Here is a 17062-nt window from a genome sequence, read left to right as displayed (position 1 = left end):
GCCTACATGACTCAAGTCAATCTGACGACCGCCAACGAATTCATCACCCGCCACATCGGCCCGCGTGCAGGCGACGAGCAAGCCATGCTCAACAGCCTCGGTTTCGACTCCCTGGAAGCCCTGAGCGCCAGCGTGATTCCCGACAGCATCAAAGGCACCAGCATCCTCGGCCTTGAAGACGGCCTGAGCGAAGCCGATGCCCTGGCGTTGATCAAATCCATCGCCGGTAAAAACCAGCTGTTCAAGACTTACATCGGTCAGGGCTACTACGGCACTCACACGCCGTCGCCGATCCTGCGCAACCTGCTGGAAAACCCGGCCTGGTACACCGCCTACACCCCGTACCAGCCAGAAATTTCCCAGGGCCGTCTCGAAGCGCTGTTGAACTTCCAGACCCTGATCAGCGACTTGACCGGCCTGCCGATCGCCAACGCCTCCCTACTGGACGAAGCCACTGCCGCTGCCGAAGCGATGACCTTCTGCAAACGCCTGAGCAAGAACAAGGGCAGCCACGCCTTCTTCGCCTCCGTTCATTGCCACCCGCAAACCCTCGACGTTTTGCGCACCCGTGCCGAGCCTTTGGGCATCGACGTGGTCGTTGGCGACGAGCGTGAACTGACCGACGTGACGCCGTTCTTCGGCGCCTTGTTGCAATACCCGGCCAGCAACGGTGACGTGTTCGACTACCGCGAACTGACCGAGCGCTTCCACGCCGCTAATGCACTGGTCGCGGTCGCTGCTGACTTGCTGGCCCTGACCGTGCTGACCCCACCGGGCGAGTTCGGCGCCGACGTGGCCATCGGCAGCGCACAACGCTTCGGCGTGCCGCTGGGCTTCGGTGGTCCGCACGCGGCGTACTTCTCCACCAAGGATGCATTCAAGCGCGACATGCCGGGCCGTCTGGTCGGCGTTTCCGTGGACCGTTTCGGCAAGCCGGCCCTGCGCCTGGCCATGCAGACCCGCGAGCAACACATCCGTCGCGAGAAAGCCACCAGCAACATCTGCACCGCCCAGGTTCTGTTGGCCAACATCGCCAGCATGTACGCCGTGTACCACGGCCCGAAAGGCCTGACGCAAATCGCCAATCGCATTCATCACCTGACCGCGATCCTCGCCAAAGGCTTGAGCGCATTGGGCCTGAGCGTCGAGCAAGCCAGCTTCTTCGACACGTTGACGATTAAAACCGGCGCACAAACGGCTGCCTTGCACGACAAGGCTCATGCGCAGAAGATCAACCTGCGCGTGGTCGATGCTGAGCGTCTGGGCCTGTCCCTCGACGAAACCAGCAGCCAGGCTGACGTCGAAACCCTGTGGAGCCTGCTGGCCGACGGCAAGGCACTGCCGGACTTCGCAGCATTGGCTGCGAACGTTGCAAGCACTATCCCGGCCGCGCTGGTTCGCCAATCGCCGATCCTCAGCCACCCGGTGTTCAACCGTTATCACTCCGAAACCGAGTTGATGCGCTACCTGCGCAAACTGGCGGACAAGGACCTGGCCCTGGATCGCACCATGATCCCGCTGGGCTCCTGCACCATGAAACTCAACGCCGCCAGCGAAATGATCCCGGTGACCTGGGCTGAATTCGGTGCCCTGCACCCGTTCGCCCCGGCCGAGCAAAGCGCCGGCTATCAGCAGCTGACCGATGAACTGGAAGCGATGCTCTGCGCCGCCACCGGTTACGACTCGATCTCCCTGCAACCGAACGCCGGTTCCCAGGGTGAATACGCTGGTCTGTTGGCGATCCGTGCCTACCACCAGAGCCGTGGCGAAGACCGTCGCGACATCTGCCTGATCCCGTCGTCCGCCCACGGCACCAACCCGGCCACTGCCAACATGGCCGGCATGCGCGTGGTTGTGACCGCGTGCGATGCCCGCGGCAACGTCGACATCGAAGACCTGCGCGCCAAGGCCATCGAGCACCGCGAACACCTCGCCGCGCTGATGATCACCTACCCGTCGACCCACGGTGTGTTCGAAGAAGGCATCCGCGAAATCTGCGGCATCATTCACGACAACGGCGGCCAGGTGTATATCGATGGCGCGAACATGAACGCCATGGTCGGCCTTTGCGCACCAGGCAAGTTCGGCGGCGACGTATCGCACCTGAACCTGCACAAAACCTTCTGCATCCCACACGGCGGTGGCGGCCCGGGCGTCGGCCCGATTGGCGTCAAGTCGCACCTGACGCCGTTCCTGCCGGGTCACGCCCAGATGGAACGCAAGGAAGGCGCGGTCTGCGCGGCACCGTTCGGCAGCGCGAGCATTCTGCCGATCACTTGGATGTACATTCGAATGATGGGTGGCGCCGGCCTCAAGCGCGCTTCGCAATTGGCGATCCTGAATGCCAACTACATTTCCCGTCGCCTCGAAGAGCACTATCCAGTGCTGTACACCGGCAGCAACGGTCTGGTGGCGCACGAATGCATCCTCGACCTGCGTCCGTTGAAAGACAGCAGCGGCATCAGCGTCGATGACGTGGCCAAGCGTCTGATCGACTTCGGCTTCCACGCCCCGACCATGTCGTTCCCGGTGGCCGGCACGTTGATGATCGAGCCGACCGAGAGCGAATCCAAGGAAGAACTGGACCGCTTCTGCGACGCCATGATCCGCATCCGCGAAGAAATCCGCGCAGTGGAAAACGGCACGCTGGACAAGGATGACAACCCACTGAAAAACGCCCCGCACACCGCTGCGGAAATCGTCGGCGAGTGGACTCACCCGTACAGCCGCGAGCAAGCTGTTTACCCGGTAGCGTCGCTGATCGAAGCCAAGTACTGGCCGCCGGTCGGTCGCGTCGACAACGTGTTTGGCGATCGCAACCTGGTCTGCGCCTGCCCGTCTATCGAAAGCTACGCTTGATCTATAGGGGGCGAGTTACTCGCCCCCTTCAACAACACCGCACTCCCCCTGTAGGAGCTGCCGCAGGCTGCGATCTTTTGATCTTTCTGTATCAAGAGCAAGATCAAAAGATCGCAGCCTGCGGCAGCTCCTACAGGGTGCATATCTCGTGATATTTCGCCTATAACAAGAAACCGGAGAACAACCATGTCGTTAAGCGTGTTCGACCTGTTCAAGATTGGTATCGGCCCCTCCAGCTCCCACACCGTCGGCCCGATGCGTGCCGCTGCGCGCTTCGCCGAAGGTCTGCGCCGTGAAGGGCTGCTGGCGGCAACCACCTGCGTCAAAGTCGAGCTCTACGGCTCACTCGGCGCCACCGGCAAAGGCCACGGCAGCGACAAGGCCGTATTGCTGGGCCTGGAAGGCGAACACCCGGACACCGTGGACACCGAAACCGTCACCGCCCGCCTGCAAGAGATTCGCAGCAGCGGTCGCTTGAACCTGCTCGGTGAACACAGCATCGCGTTCAACGAGAAAGAACACCTGGCAATGATTCGCAAACCGTTGGCCTATCACCCCAACGGCATGATCTTTCGCGCGTTCGACGCGGCCGGCCTGCAAGTGCGCAGCCGCGAGTATTACTCGGTCGGTGGCGGCTTCGTGGTCGATGAAGACGCTGCCGGTGCCGACCGCATCGTCGAAGACGCCACGCCACTGACCTTTCCGTTCAAAAGCGCCAAGGACCTGCTTGGTCACTGCAGCACCTACGGTTTATCGATCAGTCAGGTGATGCTGACCAACGAAAGCGCCTGGCGCCCGGAAGCGGAAACCCGCGCCGGCCTGCTGAAGATCTGGCAAGTGATGCAAGACTGCGTCGCCGCCGGTTGCCGCAACGAAGGCATCCTGCCCGGTGGGCTGAAGGTCAAACGTCGGGCCGCAGCGCTGCATCGGCAACTGTGCAAAAACCCGGAATCATCGCTGCGCGATCCGCTGTCGGTGCTGGACTGGGTCAACCTGTACGCCCTGGCGGTCAACGAAGAAAACGCCAATGGCGGACGCGTGGTCACTGCGCCCACCAATGGTGCAGCCGGCATTATCCCGGCCGTGTTGCATTACTACATGCGCTTCATCCCCGGTGCCAACGAAGACGGCGTGGTGCGTTTTCTACTGACGGCCGCTGCAATCGGCATTCTGTACAAGGAAAACGCCTCGATCTCCGGCGCCGAAGTCGGCTGTCAGGGCGAGGTTGGCGTTGCCTGTTCCATGGCGGCCGGCGCCTTGTGCGAAGTGCTCGGCGGTACGGTGCAGCAGGTGGAAAACGCGGCCGAAATCGGCATGGAACACAACCTCGGCCTGACCTGCGACCCGATTGGCGGACTGGTGCAAGTGCCTTGCATCGAGCGCAACGCCATGGGTTCGGTCAAGGCCATCAATGCAGTGCGCATGGCCCTGCGTGGCGACGGTCAGCACTTCGTCTCCCTCGACAAGGTCATCCGCACCATGCGCCAGACCGGCGCCGACATGAAAAGCAAATACAAGGAAACCGCCCGTGGCGGTTTGGCGGTCAACATTATCGAGTGCTGATGCTCACGCGCATCTGCACACTTTTTCAGGAGCTGTATATGTCCACCGAACAACTATTGAAGACCCCGTTGCACGCCCTGCACCTCGAACTCGGCGCCCGCATGGTGCCGTTCGCCGGTTATGACATGCCGGTGCAATACCCGTTGGGCGTGATGAAAGAACACCAGCACACCCGTGATCAGGCCGGGCTGTTCGATGTGTCGCACATGGGCCAGATCCGCCTGACCGGCGCCAATGCCGCCAAAGCCCTGGAAACCCTGGTGCCGGTGGACATCATCGACCTGCCGGTGGGCATGCAGCGCTACGCGATGTTCACCAACGAGGCCGGTGGCATCCTCGACGACCTGATGGTCGCCAACCTCGGTAATGACGAGCTGTTCCTGGTGGTCAACGCCGCTTGCAAAGACCAGGACCTGGCGCACCTGCGCAAGCACATCGGCGACCAGTGCAGCATCGAACCGCTGTTCGAAGAGCGCGCGCTGCTGGCGTTGCAAGGCCCGGCCGCCGTCACCGTGCTCGCACGCCTGGCACCGGAAGTTGCGAAGATGACCTTCATGCAGTTCACCCGCGTGAAACTGTTGGGAGTGGACTGCTTTGTCAGCCGTTCGGGCTACACCGGTGAAGACGGTTACGAAATCTCCGTACCGGCGGCCAACGCCGAAGCGCTGGCTCGCGCCCTGCTGGCCGAACCGGAAGTCGAGGCCATCGGCCTCGGCGCCCGCGATTCCCTGCGCCTGGAAGCCGGTCTGTGCCTGTACGGCCACGACATGAACACCGAAACCACGCCGATCGAAGCAAGCCTGCTATGGGCCATCTCCAAGCCTCGACGTGCCGATGGCGCGCGGGCCGGCGGTTTCCCTGGCGCCGAAACCGTGTTCGCCCAACAGCAAACCGGTGTCAGCCGCAAGCGCGTTGGCCTGCTGCCGCAGGAACGTACACCGGTGCGTGAAGGTGCAGAGATCGTCAACGATGCCGGCGAGATCATCGGCAGCGTCTGCAGCGGCGGCTTCGGTCCGACCTTGGGCGGCCCTTTGGCCATGGGTTACCTCGACAGCGCTTATACCGTTTTGGAAACACCAGTTTGGGCCATTGTGCGTGGGAAAAAGGTGCCTTTGCTTGTAAGCAAAATGCCATTTGTTCCACAACGCTACTATCGTGGCTGATTGACTGTTTCTATAAGTAACGCGGTTGCGTTAACAGTGCACTAATCTGTAACGCAACCGCCATAAAACAGTGCATACGTTTCGCTTATGAACGCTACTTATAACAATCGAAAAGCAATGAACAACGCGATCGAATAAGCCCGCACTAGTAGCCACTCTAATTGCCATCAACCTGAGGAAATCCGGGCCTTCGCGGGGCTTGTTTTTTCTCCCGTAGTTGGCGTAGAGTTTGTTCACTGTGTTTGCATGGGTCGCTTGGAAATCGTGACCTGGGCAGTAGCCTACAAGTTAGCTACATCCCGTTCGACGTCTTCTTACTCTCCTGCAACCAGCCCCAGTACTCTTTCACGAGAAGGAGACTGTCATTCATTTTTGCGTCAAAGGAAATAAGAAATGTCCCAACGTCAGAGCGGTACCGTCAAGTGGTTTAACGACGAGAAAGGTTTTGGTTTTATCACTCCAGAAAGCGGTCCGGATCTGTTCGTGCATTTCCGCGCTATTCAGGGCAACGGCTTCAAGAGCCTGAAAGAAGGCCAGAAAGTGACGTTCGTTGCTGTGCAAGGCCAGAAAGGCATGCAGGCTGACGAAGTACAAGCAGAAGGCTAATCTTCTGTTACGAAAAAGCCCCTGATGCTGACATCAGGGGCTTTTTTGTGCGCGTAAATCCGTAAAATGGCTTCTTTTTCCGTTCAGAGGCAGCCATGTCGAAACACCTGCTCAACCCCCAAGGCGACTTTCCCGCCGTCGGCCTGGGTCGTCGCCTGGCAGCGATGTTCTACGACTTCCTGCTGTGCACCGCGCTGCTGATCGTCACCAGCGGTATTTACAAGATGATCCAGATGGCGATCATCGGCGAAGACCGGATGCGCACCCTGACCGAGGCCGGCGCCCTGGACGGTGACCCACTGCTGTCGACGGTTCTGCTGTTTGTGCTGTTCGGCTTCTTCGCCAAGTTCTGGACCTGGTCGGGCCAGACCCTGGGCATGCAGGTGTGGTGCATCCGCGTACAAAACGCCGACGGCTCATCCATCAGCCTGTGGCAGGCGCTGCTGCGCTTTGTAGTGTCGATCGCGTCCTGGTTATGCCTCGGGCTGGGGTTCTTCTGGTCGCTGTTCGACAAGCAGAAGCGCAGCTGGCATGACATCTACTCCAACACCCAGCTCGTGCGCATTCCAAAGAAGACAAAATAATTCGCAAAAAAAGATCGCAGCCTTCGGCAGCTCCTACACGGTTCCATATACACCCGTAGGAGCTGCCGAAGGCTGCGATCTTTTGATCTTGCCTTTTAATCTTGCCCTTAAGCGTTGCCGGCCAACTTCATCCGCGCCGCCTGCGTGAAATCCAGCATCCGCTTCAACGGCCGAATCGCCTGCGGAATCAACGCCGGGTCAACGAAGATCTCGTTGGTCCCCTCCTTCAAGCTCTTCAGCGTGCGCTCAAGGGTGTTCATCGCCATCCACGGACAATGCGCGCAACTGCGGCAAGCAGCGCCGTTACCAGCCGTTGGCGCTTCGATAAAGACCTTGTCCGGGCACAGCTGCTGCATCTTGTAGAAAATGCCGCGGTCGGTGGCGACGATCAGGGTCTTGTTCGGCAGGCTTTGTGCGGCAGCGATCAGCTGACTGGTGGAGCCCACCGCGTCGGCCAATTCGATCACCGCGGTCGGCGACTCCGGGTGCACCAGAATGGCCGCATCCGGGTATAGCGCTTTCATGTCTTCGAGCTGCTTGGCCTTGAACTCTTCGTGAACGATGCAGGCACCGTCCCACAGCAGCATGTCGGCGCCAGTCTTGCGCTGGATGTAAGTGCCCAGGTGCTTGTCCGGGCCCCAGATAATGGTTTCGCCGTTATCCATCAGGCTTTCGACGATTTCCAGCGCGCAGCTGGACGTCACCACCCAATCCGCCCGGGCTTTGACTGCCGCCGAGGTGTTGGCATACACCACCACCGTGCGTTCCGGGTGCTGATCGCAGAACGTCGAGAACTCGTCCACCGGGCAACCCAGGTCCAGCGAGCAGGTCGCTTCCAGGGTCGGCATCAGCACACGTTTTTCAGGGTTGAGGATTTTCGCGGTTTCGCCCATGAATTTCACACCGGCAACCACTACGGTCTTGGCCGGATGGGCATTGCCGAAGCGAGCCATCTCCAGAGAGTCGGAGACGCAGCCACCGGTTTCTTCGGCCAGGGCCTGAATGACTGGATCGCAATAGAAGTGGGCAACCAGCACCGCGTCCTGAGCCTTGAGCTCGGCTGCGATGGCTGTGCGGTAATAAGCCTCTTCCTCGGCCGTCAGCGGCTTGGGCTGCTTGGCGTCGAGGTGGGCTTGAACCAGAAGGCGTTCGGAAATCTGCGTCATGTTCGCAAGACCTGCAGGCGCTTTCGCGCGAAAGTCGAGTATACACCCGGCTCCGGACCCTTCGGGGTACCGCCGGGAGAGTGAGTATTCATCAGGCATGGACAGCGTTGAAGCTGCGCAAGGCTACAGAATATCCGGCGGATGCAAAAGATGATTCTGACCTGCGTCACGCAGGGCGATCCCGGAGCGGGACAACCTTAAATCGCGGGCAAAAAAAAACCCGGAAATCCTCACTTACGTGGGCCTTCCAGATTTTTTAAAATGGTGGGTCGTGTGGGATTCGAACCTACGACCAATTGGTTAAAAGCCAACTGCTCTACCAACTGAGCTAACGACCCGCTGTGTGGTGGCGCGTATAATACTGATTTTTAAGGACTATTCAACACCTAATTTGAAATAAATCAAAAATAAGGTGTCGGGTCGCTGATTCCGGCCGCCGCAAAGCCTTCTGCACGCAGACGGCAGCTGTCGCATTTGCCGCAAGCACGGCCGTTATCGTCCGCCTGATAGCAGGAAACGGTCAGCCCGTAGTCGACGCCAAGCTTCACGCCTGCCTGAACGATCTGCGCCTTGCTCAGGTTCTGCAGGGGCGCCTGGATACGGAAGCCATTCCCTTCTACACCGGCCTTGGTCGCCAGATTAGCCATGCGCTCGAAGGCTTCGATGAACTCGGGACGGCAATCCGGGTAACCGGAATAATCCACCGCGTTTACACCGATAAAGATGTCACGTGCACCCAGCACTTCGGCCCAACCCAACGCCAGGGACAGAAACACCGTGTTGCGCGCCGGCACATAAGTCACCGGAATGCCTTCGCTCGGCGCCTCCGGTACGTCGATGGAACTGTCGGTCAGGGCCGAGCCGCCGATACCGTTCAGGTTCAGGCCGATCACCTTGTGCTCGACCACACCCAAGTCGCGGGCAACACGCTCGGCGGCTTGCAGTTCGGCACGGTGGCGCTGACCGTAATCGAAGCTCATGGTGTAGCAGCTATAGCCTTCGGCACGGGCCATGGCCACGACCGTCGCCGAGTCAAGGCCGCCGGACAGCAGGATGACCGCACGTTTTTCAGCAATGTTCAGTTGTTCAGTCATTTCAGCGCCCCGGCTCGTCATTCCAAAGATATTTATGCAGCTGCAATTGCAGACGCACAGGCAGATTGTCCGCCACCACCCAGTCCGCCAGATCACGTGCATTCAGATCATGGTGGCTCGGCGAGAACAGGACTTCGCCGGCACGCTCGTTCAAACCGTATTGAATCAGCTTGGACACGGCCCAGTCATAGTCTTCCCGCGAGCAGATGACAAACTTCACCTGATCGTTGGGCGTGAGCAGTTCAATGTTCTCGTAGCGGTTGCGGTGGGCTTCTTTCGAACCCGGGGTTTTCAGGTCGACGACGCGACTGACCCGTGGATCGACCGCCGAGATGTCCAGAGCACCACTGGTTTCCAGCGACACTTCGTAACCGGCGTCACACAACTGCTTGAGCAAGGGAATGGCATTGGGTTGCGCCAGGGGCTCACCGCCCGTGACACAGACGTAACGCGGGCGAAAACCGGCCACTTGCTCGAGGATGTCGTCGAGCGTGCGGAGGGTGCCGCCAGTGAACGCGTAGGCGCTGTCGCAGTATTGGCAACGCAATGGGCAACCGGTCAGGCGCACAAAAACAGTGGGCAGCCCGGCAGTCCGCGTTTCACCCTGCAACGAGTAGAAAACTTCGGTGATTCTCAATGTGTCTTGCATAGTCGCCACGGGCGTAACAGCTAAACAGGCTGTCCGCCTCCGTCAGGCACTTCAAGGAACCCCGCCAACGCGCAGATCCCAAAAAGCGTGTTTCATAAAAAGGGCATGAATTCTAACGAAAAAACCCGCGACAAGCGCGGGTTTCTTCAAAACGGGCTAAACAGGCTTACATGCGCTGCAAGTCCCGTTGCGCCAGCTGAGCGGCGGAAGTGCCCGGATATTGGGACACGACCTGTTGCAGAATGCCTTTGACCCGGTCGGTATGACCGAGACGACGCTCTACATCAGCGAGCTTGTATAGCGAATCAGGCACTTTGGGGTGCTTGGGGTACAACTGCGAAACCTTGGCAAATGCCTGACCTGCACCTTGCAGATCGCCTTTGGCCAGGTTCACTTCACCCAACCAGTACTGGGCATTGCCCGCGTATTGGCTGTTCGGGTATTTGCGCAGGAATGCGGCGAAAGCCTGGCTGGCCTTGTCGAAATCCTTGGCTTTGATCAGGTCGAAGGCTGCATCGTAATACAGTTTTTCCTTCGCCGGGTCAGCCGGTTCGCCACCCGCGGCCGGGGCTTGAGCGGCAGCCGCTCCCGCACCTGCACCGGCTGCTGCACCGGGGGCATTCAAATTGCCACCGGTGGAAGAATTATCAGGAGTCGCGGCTGGTGCAACGCCGGTTCCTATGCGCCGATCAAGATCCTGATATCGCTCCAGGTTCTCTTGCTTCATGCGCGCTACATCATTTTGCAGAACCTCGATGATGCCTTGTTGGCGCGAGATCTGCTCCTGCATCGATTGCAGTTGGTTGAACAGCTCGCCCTGTGCCGAGACAGGGGCCGAAACCCCTCCCCCGGCATAGGCGCCGTTCGTACCGTAACCCGCAGGCGGATAACTGCTCCCGCTATTGTTATAGCCGGAGTTGTCCTCGACCACAGGAACCGCAGCCCACACCGCAAGCGGTGCGAGACTGAGAGCCAAAACAGTTACAGCACGACGGCACGTTCGCATGACGAATTACTTACGCAGTTCGACGCGACGGTTTTGAGCCCAGGACTGCTCGTCGTTGCCGGTAGCAACTGGACGCTCTTCGCCGTAGGAAACCAGTTCCAGCTGAGCTGGGGAAACACCTTGCAGTACCAGGTAGCGCTGAACGGCTTTCGCACGACGCTCGCCCAGTGCCATGTTGTACTCACGAGTACCACGTTCGTCGGTGTTGCCTTCCAGAACAACGCGAGCGCCGTTTGCTTTCAGGTCTTTGGCGTGAACGTCCAGAGCGCGCATGGCTTCTGGCTTCAGGTCCGAGCTGTCGTATTCGAAGTAGAAGGTGGTGATTGCGCGCAGAGCAGCTTCTTCGCTCAGGGAGCCGTCAACTGCACCAGTGTTAGCGCCGTAACCAGCGTTTGGATCTACAGCGCCTTCACCGGCGTTGTCGCCGCCTTTGGACGAGCAACCTACAGCTACAGCCATGGCCAGAGCCAGCGCAGCAAATTTACCAAACTTCAGCATTTCCATCGTGAAACTCCTAATGAACCCCAGTGTGTTAAGTAAAACGTATAGCGCCGCGTCAGTTCAGGTAAGGGGACCAGGACGGTTCTCTGACTTCGCCTTGTGCGGTAGGAAGCGGGAGCCTCACGCGTCCATTAATGGACACGAGCATCAAGACTCCCCGGCCCTGCTGGCGGGTGGCGTAGATTACCATGGTGCCGTTGGGCGCAACAGTAGGAGACTCGTCCAGAGTGCTATCAGTGAGGATCTTTACACTACCGCGCTGCAAATCCTGGGCCGCCACCTTGAAGTTGGTGAAACCGTCCTGGCGGTGAATCATCACCAGGGTCTTTTCATCGGCCGACAGTTTAGGGTTGGCGTTGTAGTTACCGATGAAGGTCACACGCTCCGCACCACCACCGCCTGCGCTGGTTTTATAGATCTGAGGCTTGCCGCCACGGTCAGAGGTGAAGTAGATGGTCGAACCATCCTTACCCCAGAACGGTTCGGTGTTGATGCCAGGACCATTGGTGACACGGGTGATCTGACGCGAACCCAGGTTCATCACGTAGATGTCCGGGTTACCGTCTTTCGACAACACGAATGCCAGGCGATTGCCATCCGGCGACCAGGCTGGCGCGCCATTCAGGCCTTCGAAGTTGGTGATCTGCTCACGGCGACCAGTGTCGATGTTCTGCATGAAAATGCGCGGACGCTTCTGCTCGAACGACACGTAGGCAATGCGCTTGCCATCCGGTGCGAAACGCGGCGACAGGATTGGCTCGCGCGATTGCAGCAGCGTCACGGCACGGGCACCGTCGTAGTCCGAACGTTGCAGTGTGTAGCGAGTGTTCTTCTCGGAGAAACGCTCGGCCGTCACGTACAGCAGACGCGTCGAGAACGCACCTTTGATACCGGTGAGTTTTTCGAACGACTGGTCGGAGATGTAGTGCGCCATGTCGCGCAGTTGATCGACGCCGCCCGACACGCTGCCGGTCAGCACTTGCTGCTCGGTGGCGACGTTGAACAGTGCGTACTGCACCTGCAGGCGACCGCCCGCCGGAACAATGCTGCCGACCATGACGTACTGGGCACCCACCGCCTTGAAGTCACGGTAGATGATTTCGCTGGCCTGGCTTGGCTGGCTGATCATGTTCTGCTTTGGAATCGGCGCGTAGTAACCCGAATTGCGCAGGTCGTTACCGATAATCTCAGCCATGTCGTCCGGCAGCACGCTACCGCCCTGGAAGCCGAAAGGCACAACGGCAATTGGAGTTGCCTGGGAGCTGCCACTGCTGACCAGGATATTTTTTTCATCTGCCGTGGCCAGTCCTGCAAAGCAGAACATGACTACAAGCAGTCCTCGAAGAAGGTTTCTCACAAGGCTAGATCCTCAGGTGTGAATGTCATCTTGAATGAACGATAGGGTGCGAAATCAGCTGGCTTCAGACCCTGCATTTCGGTCAATCGACCAATATTTTTTACAGCCGCGACTGCAGAACTGTCGAACGGCGCGTCACCGCTGGAATGAGCAACCGAAACACCGGAGATCGTTCCGTCAGGGAGCATGTTGATTTGCAGAATCACCTTCATGCCCTTGCGGGCCGACGGTGGCTGCGCCCAACCTTCAGATGCTCGCGAACGAATCAGATCATCAAAGTTGCCCGCGGTTTCATCGCCTTGCTCATCCGCCAAAGCCTGCTGACGCTCGGTCTTATCGGACAGCAAGTCAGCCAGAGCCTGAGCCTTCTTGTCCTCTACCGATTTGCGAGCCGCATCCTGCGCTTTCTTCTTCGCAGCATCGGCAGTCGCTTTCTTCTTCGCGTCTTCGGCGATTTTCTTCTTCGCCTCTTCCGCTTCAGCTTTCTTCTTGGCGTCTTCCGCAGCTTTCTTCTTCGCGTCTTCGACGATCTTTTTCTTCGCTTCTTCAGCGGCCGCTTTCTTGGCCTCTTCTTCAGCAGCTTTTTTGGCTTCTTCTTCGGCTTTCTTCTTGGCTATATCAGCCAATTGTTTCTCTTCGGCCTTTTTGGCTTCGGCGGTCTTCTTCGCTTCGTCGGCTTTCTTGGCTTCATCAGCCTTTTTCGCCTCTTCCGCTTTCTTCGACTCGTCGGCCTTCTTGGCTTCCTCGGCCTTTTGAGCCGCTTCTTCTTTCTTTTGTTCCGCAGCCTTCACCGCTTCCTGCTCGACCTTCTTCTGTTCCATCTGCTCGACTTCGGTCTGACGCGCAGCAGATTTCTGCGCCTCACCCGCGATCTTCTGATTGGTCTGGGTGGTCGCCCGACTTTTCGATTTCAGCTGGTACAGGGTTGCCTGGACAATCGGCTTGGCCGGCGGCAGCTCCGGTGTGAAGGCGAAACTGACGAACAGCATGCCGAACACCAGCACGTGCAAGACAATCGCCCAGACACTAGGCCAGAAGTAGCTTTCCGAGGCGGACGGCTCTCGCAGTTGCTGCATCAGGGCGCCTCGGTAATCAAGCCAACATTACCGACCCCGGCCTTCTGCAACCCGCCCATGGCGCCCATGACGGAGCCATAATCGACGGTTTTGTCGCCACGAATGAACACCTGCGTGCGCTTGCCGTTACCGTTGCCAACGCGAATGATCTTGGTCACGGCGTCGGTCATTTGCGGCAAGGTCATGGCCTTGTCCTGCTGCTTTTCGGTGTCGACTTCGCTGCCAAGGTTCCAGTAGTAGGTCTTGTCAGCCTTGATCGAAATGGTCAGGACCTGAGTGTTGTTGTCCTGCGGCAAGGCTTCGCTGGAAACCTTGGGCAGATCAACTTTCACGCCCTGATTGAGCATCGGCGCGGTCACCATGAAGATGACCAGCAGTACCAGCATCACGTCGATGTAAGGCACCACGTTCATCTCGGCAACCGGCTTGCGCTTTTTGCGAGCTCGAGCGATTAAAGCCATTGGAAATTACCTGCTTATTCTTCGCTGGTGTGCACTTTGCGGTGCAGGATCGCCTGGAATTCGTCGGCGAAGGTGTAATAGCGGCCCAGCAGGGTTTCGCTGCGGGCAGCAAAACGGTTGTAGGCGATAACGGCCGGGATGGCGGCGAACAGACCGATCGCAGTAGCAACCAGTGCTTCGGCGATACCTGGAGCCACAGTGGCCAGGGTCGCTTGCTGGGCGGTCGCCAGACCACGGAAGGAGTTCATGATGCCCCAGACTGTACCGAACAGACCGATGTACGGGCTGACGGAACCGACGGTGGCGAGGAACGGCAGGCTCTGCTCGAGCTTCTCTTCCTCACGGGAGATGGCTACGCGCATGGCACGCGCCACGCCCTCCATGACCGCTTCCGGATCAACGCCCGACTGCTGGCGCAGACGGGAGAATTCCTTGAAGCCGGCACGGAAGATCTGCTCGACGCCGGAATCCGGATCAGGGTTGCTGCCGGCCTGACGGTAGAGTTTGGACAGGTCGATACCGGACCAGAAGCGCTCTTCAAAGCTCTCCAGGGCACGTCGACCGGCGCGCAGCAAGTTGCTGCGCTGAAAGATCATGATCCACGAGGTCACCGATGCGGCTACCAGGATCAGCATTACCAGTTGCACCACGACACTGGCATTGCTGACCAGGCTCCACATGGAGGAATGGTCGACGACGTTAGCTTCCACGCTTTATCTCCTGCTTTGAGTGTGTACCCGCGCCGCTCACGTCGGCAAAGGCCGCACGTAGAGCTTCGGGAATGGCCCGGGGTTTCAAACTGTTAGTGCGCACACAGGCCACCAGAAACTGCCCTTCGCAGAGCAGCACGTTATCCGTAGCCCGCCTGACCTGCTGTTTGAAGCGCAGGCTGACCCGGTTCAATTCAATTACTTCGGCGCTTACCAGCAGCTCGTCGTCCAGTCGCGCCGGCGCGTGGTAACGCGCTTCGCTGGAATGCACGACGAACAACAGGTCCTCCCCTGCCAGCGCCGACTGGGCAAAGCCCAGCTCTCGGAGCCGCTCGGTTCGAGCCCGTTCCATAAACTTGAGGTAATTGACGTAATACACGATGCCGCCGGCATCGGTGTCCTCGTAATAAACGCGACAACGATGTGCGAACGGCTCAAGCCCGTTTTGCGCGCGCATACTCTAGTGCTTACTCCTCAGGTTGCCAATCCGGCCAGGCAACTGTTTTTCATTGATTCGCGGCTTTCTGGCGAAAGTACCGTCCTGGGACAGCACAAACCCCGAATAAATCAGCGCGCAAAGGTGATTAATCGTCCACGGCATCGAGGAACTCGTCTACCACGGGCATCTCCCCCAATCGTGACGGAATGTTTAAGCCAAAGTGCAAATACGCATGCCGGGTCACTACCCGCCCCCGCGGCGTGCGCATGATATAGCCCTGCTGGATCAAGTACGGCTCCAGCACATCTTCAATGGTGTGGCGTTCTTCGCTGATCGCAGCGGCCAGACTGTCCACCCCCACCGGCCCACCGTCGAACTTCTCGATCATGGTCAACAGCAGGCGTCGGTCCTGATGGTCGAAGCCACGCTCATCGACATCCAGCAGGTTCAAGGCCAGGTCGGCGATCGGTTTGGTGATGTGGCCCTTGGCACGAACCTCGGCAAAATCCCGGACCCGGCGCAGCAAGCGGTTGGCGATTCGCGGTGTGCCACGGGCACGCCGGGCGATTTCAAAGGCGCCTTCCGGGTCCAGCGGCAAACCGAGAATGTTCGCCGAACGGCTGACAATCGTTGCCAGGTCGGCGGTGCTGTAGAACTCCAGGCGCTGGACGATCCCGAAACGGTCGCGCAACGGGTTGGTCAGCATACCGGCACGGGTCGTTGCGCCAACCAGGGTAAACGGTGGCAGATCGAGCTTGATCGAGCGCGCGGCCGGCCCTTCGCCGATCATGATGTCGAGCTGGAAATCTTCCATGGCCGGGTACAGCACTTCTTCGACGATCGGCGACAACCGATGGATCTCGTCGATGAACAGCACGTCATGGGGCTCAAGGTTGGTCAGCAATGCAGCCAGATCACCAGGACGCTCGAGGACCGGCCCCGAGGTGCTTTTGATCGACACGCCCATTTCCTGGGCAATGATGTTGGCCAGGGTGGTTTTACCCAGGCCCGGCGGGCCGAAAATCAGGGTGTGATCCAGCGATTCATTGCGCCCGCGCGCGGCCTGGATGAACAACTCCATTTGCTCGCGAACGGTCGGCTGGCCAATGTATTCGGCCAGGCTGACGGGACGAATCGCCCGGTCCTGGACTTCTTCGCGCTCACGGGGGCCACCCGTAGCGGCGATCAGACGATCAGCTTCAATCACTTAGATCATTCCCTTCAGGGCACGACGAATCATGTCTTCACTGCTCAAACCTTTCTCCTTGATCGCGGAAATCGCCTTGCTGGCTTCCTGCGGCTTGTAGCCCAGGGAAATCAGCGCGCTGACCGCGTCGTTTTCGGCGGTGGCCACCGGAGCCGGCGCGTCTGGCCCGCCTGGCTGGTTTGGCACCAGCGCGAACATCGCCGGCACGGTTTCCCAGGCCTTGAAGCGATCCTTGAGCTCCACCAGCAAACGCTCGGCAGTCTTCTTGCCGACGCCCGGCACCTTGGTCAGCGCCGAGGTGTCCTGGGACTGCACGCAACGGATCAACTCGTCGACTTCCAGACTCGACATCAGGGCCAGCGCCAGTTTCGGCCCTACCCCATTGAGACGGATCAGTTCGCGAAAAAAGTCTCGCTCACGCTTGCCGAAGAAGCCATAGAGTAACTGCGCGTCTTCGCGTACGACCAAATGGGTGTGCAAGGTCAGCGGTTCACCGACCGACGGCAAGCGATAAAGCGTGGTCATGGGCACTTCCAGCTCATACCCCAGACCGTTTACATCCAGAATCAGGTGCGGCGGCTGTTTCTCAGCCAAAGTGCCGCGCAAGCGTCCAATCACGTT

Annotated in this window: 17 protein-coding genes and 1 tRNA gene; 5 read left to right on the top strand and 13 right to left on the bottom strand. The window is 59.1% G+C overall.

From position 1 onward, the window contains the following. The first annotated feature begins 6 nt into the window (after window positions 1–6). The 5 genes from gcvP to ACEN9A_RS05630 all read left to right on the top strand — a co-directional run bounded on the left by gcvP (window position 7) and on the right by ACEN9A_RS05630 (window position 6775). Window positions 7–2859, top strand: a complete 2853-nt coding sequence (gene gcvP / locus ACEN9A_RS05650; RefSeq protein WP_258672590.1) for an aminomethyl-transferring glycine dehydrogenase — start codon at window positions 7–9, stop codon at window positions 2857–2859. A 186-nt stretch (window positions 2860–3045) separates the two neighbouring features. Beyond that, complete coding sequence (locus ACEN9A_RS05645) at window positions 3046–4422, top strand: L-serine ammonia-lyase (protein WP_258672588.1); 1377 nt, start codon at window positions 3046–3048, stop codon at window positions 4420–4422. Window positions 4423–4460: 38 nt separating this feature from the next. After that, a complete protein-coding gene (gcvT, locus tag ACEN9A_RS05640; protein ID WP_019651442.1) occupies window positions 4461–5585 on the top strand; it encodes a glycine cleavage system aminomethyltransferase GcvT in 1125 nt (374 codons plus the stop codon). A gap of 393 nt (window positions 5586–5978) precedes the next feature. After that, window positions 5979–6191 (top strand): cold-shock protein, encoded by a 213-nt coding sequence (locus ACEN9A_RS05635; protein ID WP_007934683.1) that lies wholly within the window; start codon window positions 5979–5981, stop codon window positions 6189–6191. Between the two features lie 95 nt (window positions 6192–6286). Then, entirely contained in the window at window positions 6287–6775 is a 489-nt protein-coding gene (locus ACEN9A_RS05630; protein WP_086944499.1) for an RDD family protein, read from the top strand. A 107-nt stretch (window positions 6776–6882) separates the two neighbouring features. Here the strand turns inward: ACEN9A_RS05630 and nadA are convergent, their stop codons facing one another. The 13 genes from nadA to ruvA all read right to left on the bottom strand — a co-directional run bounded on the left by nadA (window position 6883) and on the right by ruvA (window position 17059). Continuing rightward, window positions 6883–7941 (bottom strand): quinolinate synthase NadA, encoded by a 1059-nt coding sequence (nadA, locus tag ACEN9A_RS05625; protein ID WP_258672587.1) that lies wholly within the window; start codon window positions 7939–7941, stop codon window positions 6883–6885. A gap of 262 nt (window positions 7942–8203) precedes the next feature. Beyond that, window positions 8204–8279 (bottom strand) — tRNA-Lys (locus ACEN9A_RS05620). Between the two features lie 63 nt (window positions 8280–8342). Next, entirely contained in the window at window positions 8343–9017 is a 675-nt protein-coding gene (gene queC, locus ACEN9A_RS05615) for a 7-cyano-7-deazaguanine synthase QueC (protein ID WP_258674145.1), read from the bottom strand. 19 nt (window positions 9018–9036) lie between these two features. Then, on the bottom strand, window positions 9037–9684 hold the full coding sequence (gene queE, locus ACEN9A_RS05610) for a 7-carboxy-7-deazaguanine synthase QueE (protein ID WP_018926493.1): 648 nt from the start codon (window positions 9682–9684) through the stop codon (window positions 9037–9039). Between the two features lie 166 nt (window positions 9685–9850). Continuing rightward, the gene (ybgF, locus tag ACEN9A_RS05605) at window positions 9851–10690 is read right to left on the bottom strand and encodes a tol-pal system protein YbgF (RefSeq protein ID WP_026331869.1); all 840 of its coding nucleotides are present in this window, start codon (window positions 10688–10690) and stop codon (window positions 9851–9853) included. A gap of 6 nt (window positions 10691–10696) precedes the next feature. Then, on the bottom strand, window positions 10697–11194 hold the full coding sequence (pal, locus tag ACEN9A_RS05600; RefSeq protein WP_003178634.1) for a peptidoglycan-associated lipoprotein Pal: 498 nt from the start codon (window positions 11192–11194) through the stop codon (window positions 10697–10699). Window positions 11195–11246: 52 nt separating this feature from the next. Continuing rightward, window positions 11247–12515: a Tol-Pal system beta propeller repeat protein TolB gene (tolB, locus tag ACEN9A_RS05595; RefSeq protein ID WP_018926495.1), complete on the bottom strand. Its 1269-nt coding sequence runs from the start codon at window positions 12513–12515 to the stop codon at window positions 11247–11249. A 29-nt stretch (window positions 12516–12544) separates the two neighbouring features. Beyond that, window positions 12545–13624, bottom strand: a complete 1080-nt coding sequence (gene tolA / locus ACEN9A_RS05590; protein WP_018926496.1) for a cell envelope integrity protein TolA — start codon at window positions 13622–13624, stop codon at window positions 12545–12547. After that, complete coding sequence (tolR, locus tag ACEN9A_RS05585) at window positions 13624–14076, bottom strand: protein TolR (protein ID WP_167331185.1); 453 nt, start codon at window positions 14074–14076, stop codon at window positions 13624–13626. Before tolR ends, tolA begins: the two co-directional genes overlap by 1 nt. Window positions 14077–14099: 23 nt before the next feature. Continuing rightward, window positions 14100–14795, bottom strand: a complete 696-nt coding sequence (gene tolQ, locus ACEN9A_RS05580) for a protein TolQ (protein ID WP_018926498.1) — start codon at window positions 14793–14795, stop codon at window positions 14100–14102. Next, complete coding sequence (gene ybgC, locus ACEN9A_RS05575) at window positions 14785–15252, bottom strand: tol-pal system-associated acyl-CoA thioesterase (protein WP_007933231.1); 468 nt, start codon at window positions 15250–15252, stop codon at window positions 14785–14787. The genes tolQ and ybgC overlap by 11 nt, the downstream gene beginning before the upstream one ends. A 127-nt stretch (window positions 15253–15379) precedes the next feature. Then, on the bottom strand, window positions 15380–16441 hold the full coding sequence (gene ruvB / locus ACEN9A_RS05570) for a Holliday junction branch migration DNA helicase RuvB (protein WP_018926499.1): 1062 nt from the start codon (window positions 16439–16441) through the stop codon (window positions 15380–15382). Then, the gene (gene ruvA, locus ACEN9A_RS05565; protein WP_019651438.1) at window positions 16442–17059 is read right to left on the bottom strand and encodes a Holliday junction branch migration protein RuvA; all 618 of its coding nucleotides are present in this window, start codon (window positions 17057–17059) and stop codon (window positions 16442–16444) included. It lies immediately after the preceding gene. Between the last annotated feature and the right edge of the window lie 3 nt (window positions 17060–17062).

This window comes from Pseudomonas sp. Pseusp18 (assembly GCF_059506005.1).
The sequence above is the reverse complement of the archived record's forward strand: the minus strand, read 5'-3'. Positions and strand labels throughout refer to the sequence as shown.

What these genes read in the sequence shown, in the direction of transcription:
- gcvP (WP_258672590.1), top strand. Translation starts at nt 7, where the DNA reads ATGACTCAAGTCAATCTGACGACCGCCAACGAATTCATCACCCGCCAC.
- ACEN9A_RS05645 (WP_258672588.1), top strand. Translation starts at nt 3,046, where the DNA reads ATGTCGTTAAGCGTGTTCGACCTGTTCAAGATTGGTATCGGCCCCTCC.
- gcvT (WP_019651442.1), top strand. Translation starts at nt 4,461, where the DNA reads ATGTCCACCGAACAACTATTGAAGACCCCGTTGCACGCCCTGCACCTC.
- ACEN9A_RS05635 (WP_007934683.1), top strand. Translation starts at nt 5,979, where the DNA reads ATGTCCCAACGTCAGAGCGGTACCGTCAAGTGGTTTAACGACGAGAAA.
- ACEN9A_RS05630 (WP_086944499.1), top strand. Translation starts at nt 6,287, where the DNA reads ATGTCGAAACACCTGCTCAACCCCCAAGGCGACTTTCCCGCCGTCGGC.
- nadA (WP_258672587.1), bottom strand. Translation starts at nt 7,941, where the DNA reads ATGACGCAGATTTCCGAACGCCTTCTGGTTCAAGCCCACCTCGACGCC.
- queE (WP_018926493.1), bottom strand. Translation starts at nt 9,684, where the DNA reads ATGCAAGACACATTGAGAATCACCGAAGTTTTCTACTCGTTGCAGGGT.
- ybgF (WP_026331869.1), bottom strand. Translation starts at nt 10,690, where the DNA reads ATGCGAACGTGCCGTCGTGCTGTAACTGTTTTGGCTCTCAGTCTCGCA.
- pal (WP_003178634.1), bottom strand. Translation starts at nt 11,194, where the DNA reads ATGGAAATGCTGAAGTTTGGTAAATTTGCTGCGCTGGCTCTGGCCATG.
- tolB (WP_018926495.1), bottom strand. Translation starts at nt 12,515, where the DNA reads ATGTTCTGCTTTGCAGGACTGGCCACGGCAGATGAAAAAAATATCCTG.
- tolA (WP_018926496.1), bottom strand. Translation starts at nt 13,624, where the DNA reads ATGCAGCAACTGCGAGAGCCGTCCGCCTCGGAAAGCTACTTCTGGCCT.
- ybgC (WP_007933231.1), bottom strand. Translation starts at nt 15,252, where the DNA reads ATGCGCGCGCAAAACGGGCTTGAGCCGTTCGCACATCGTTGTCGCGTT.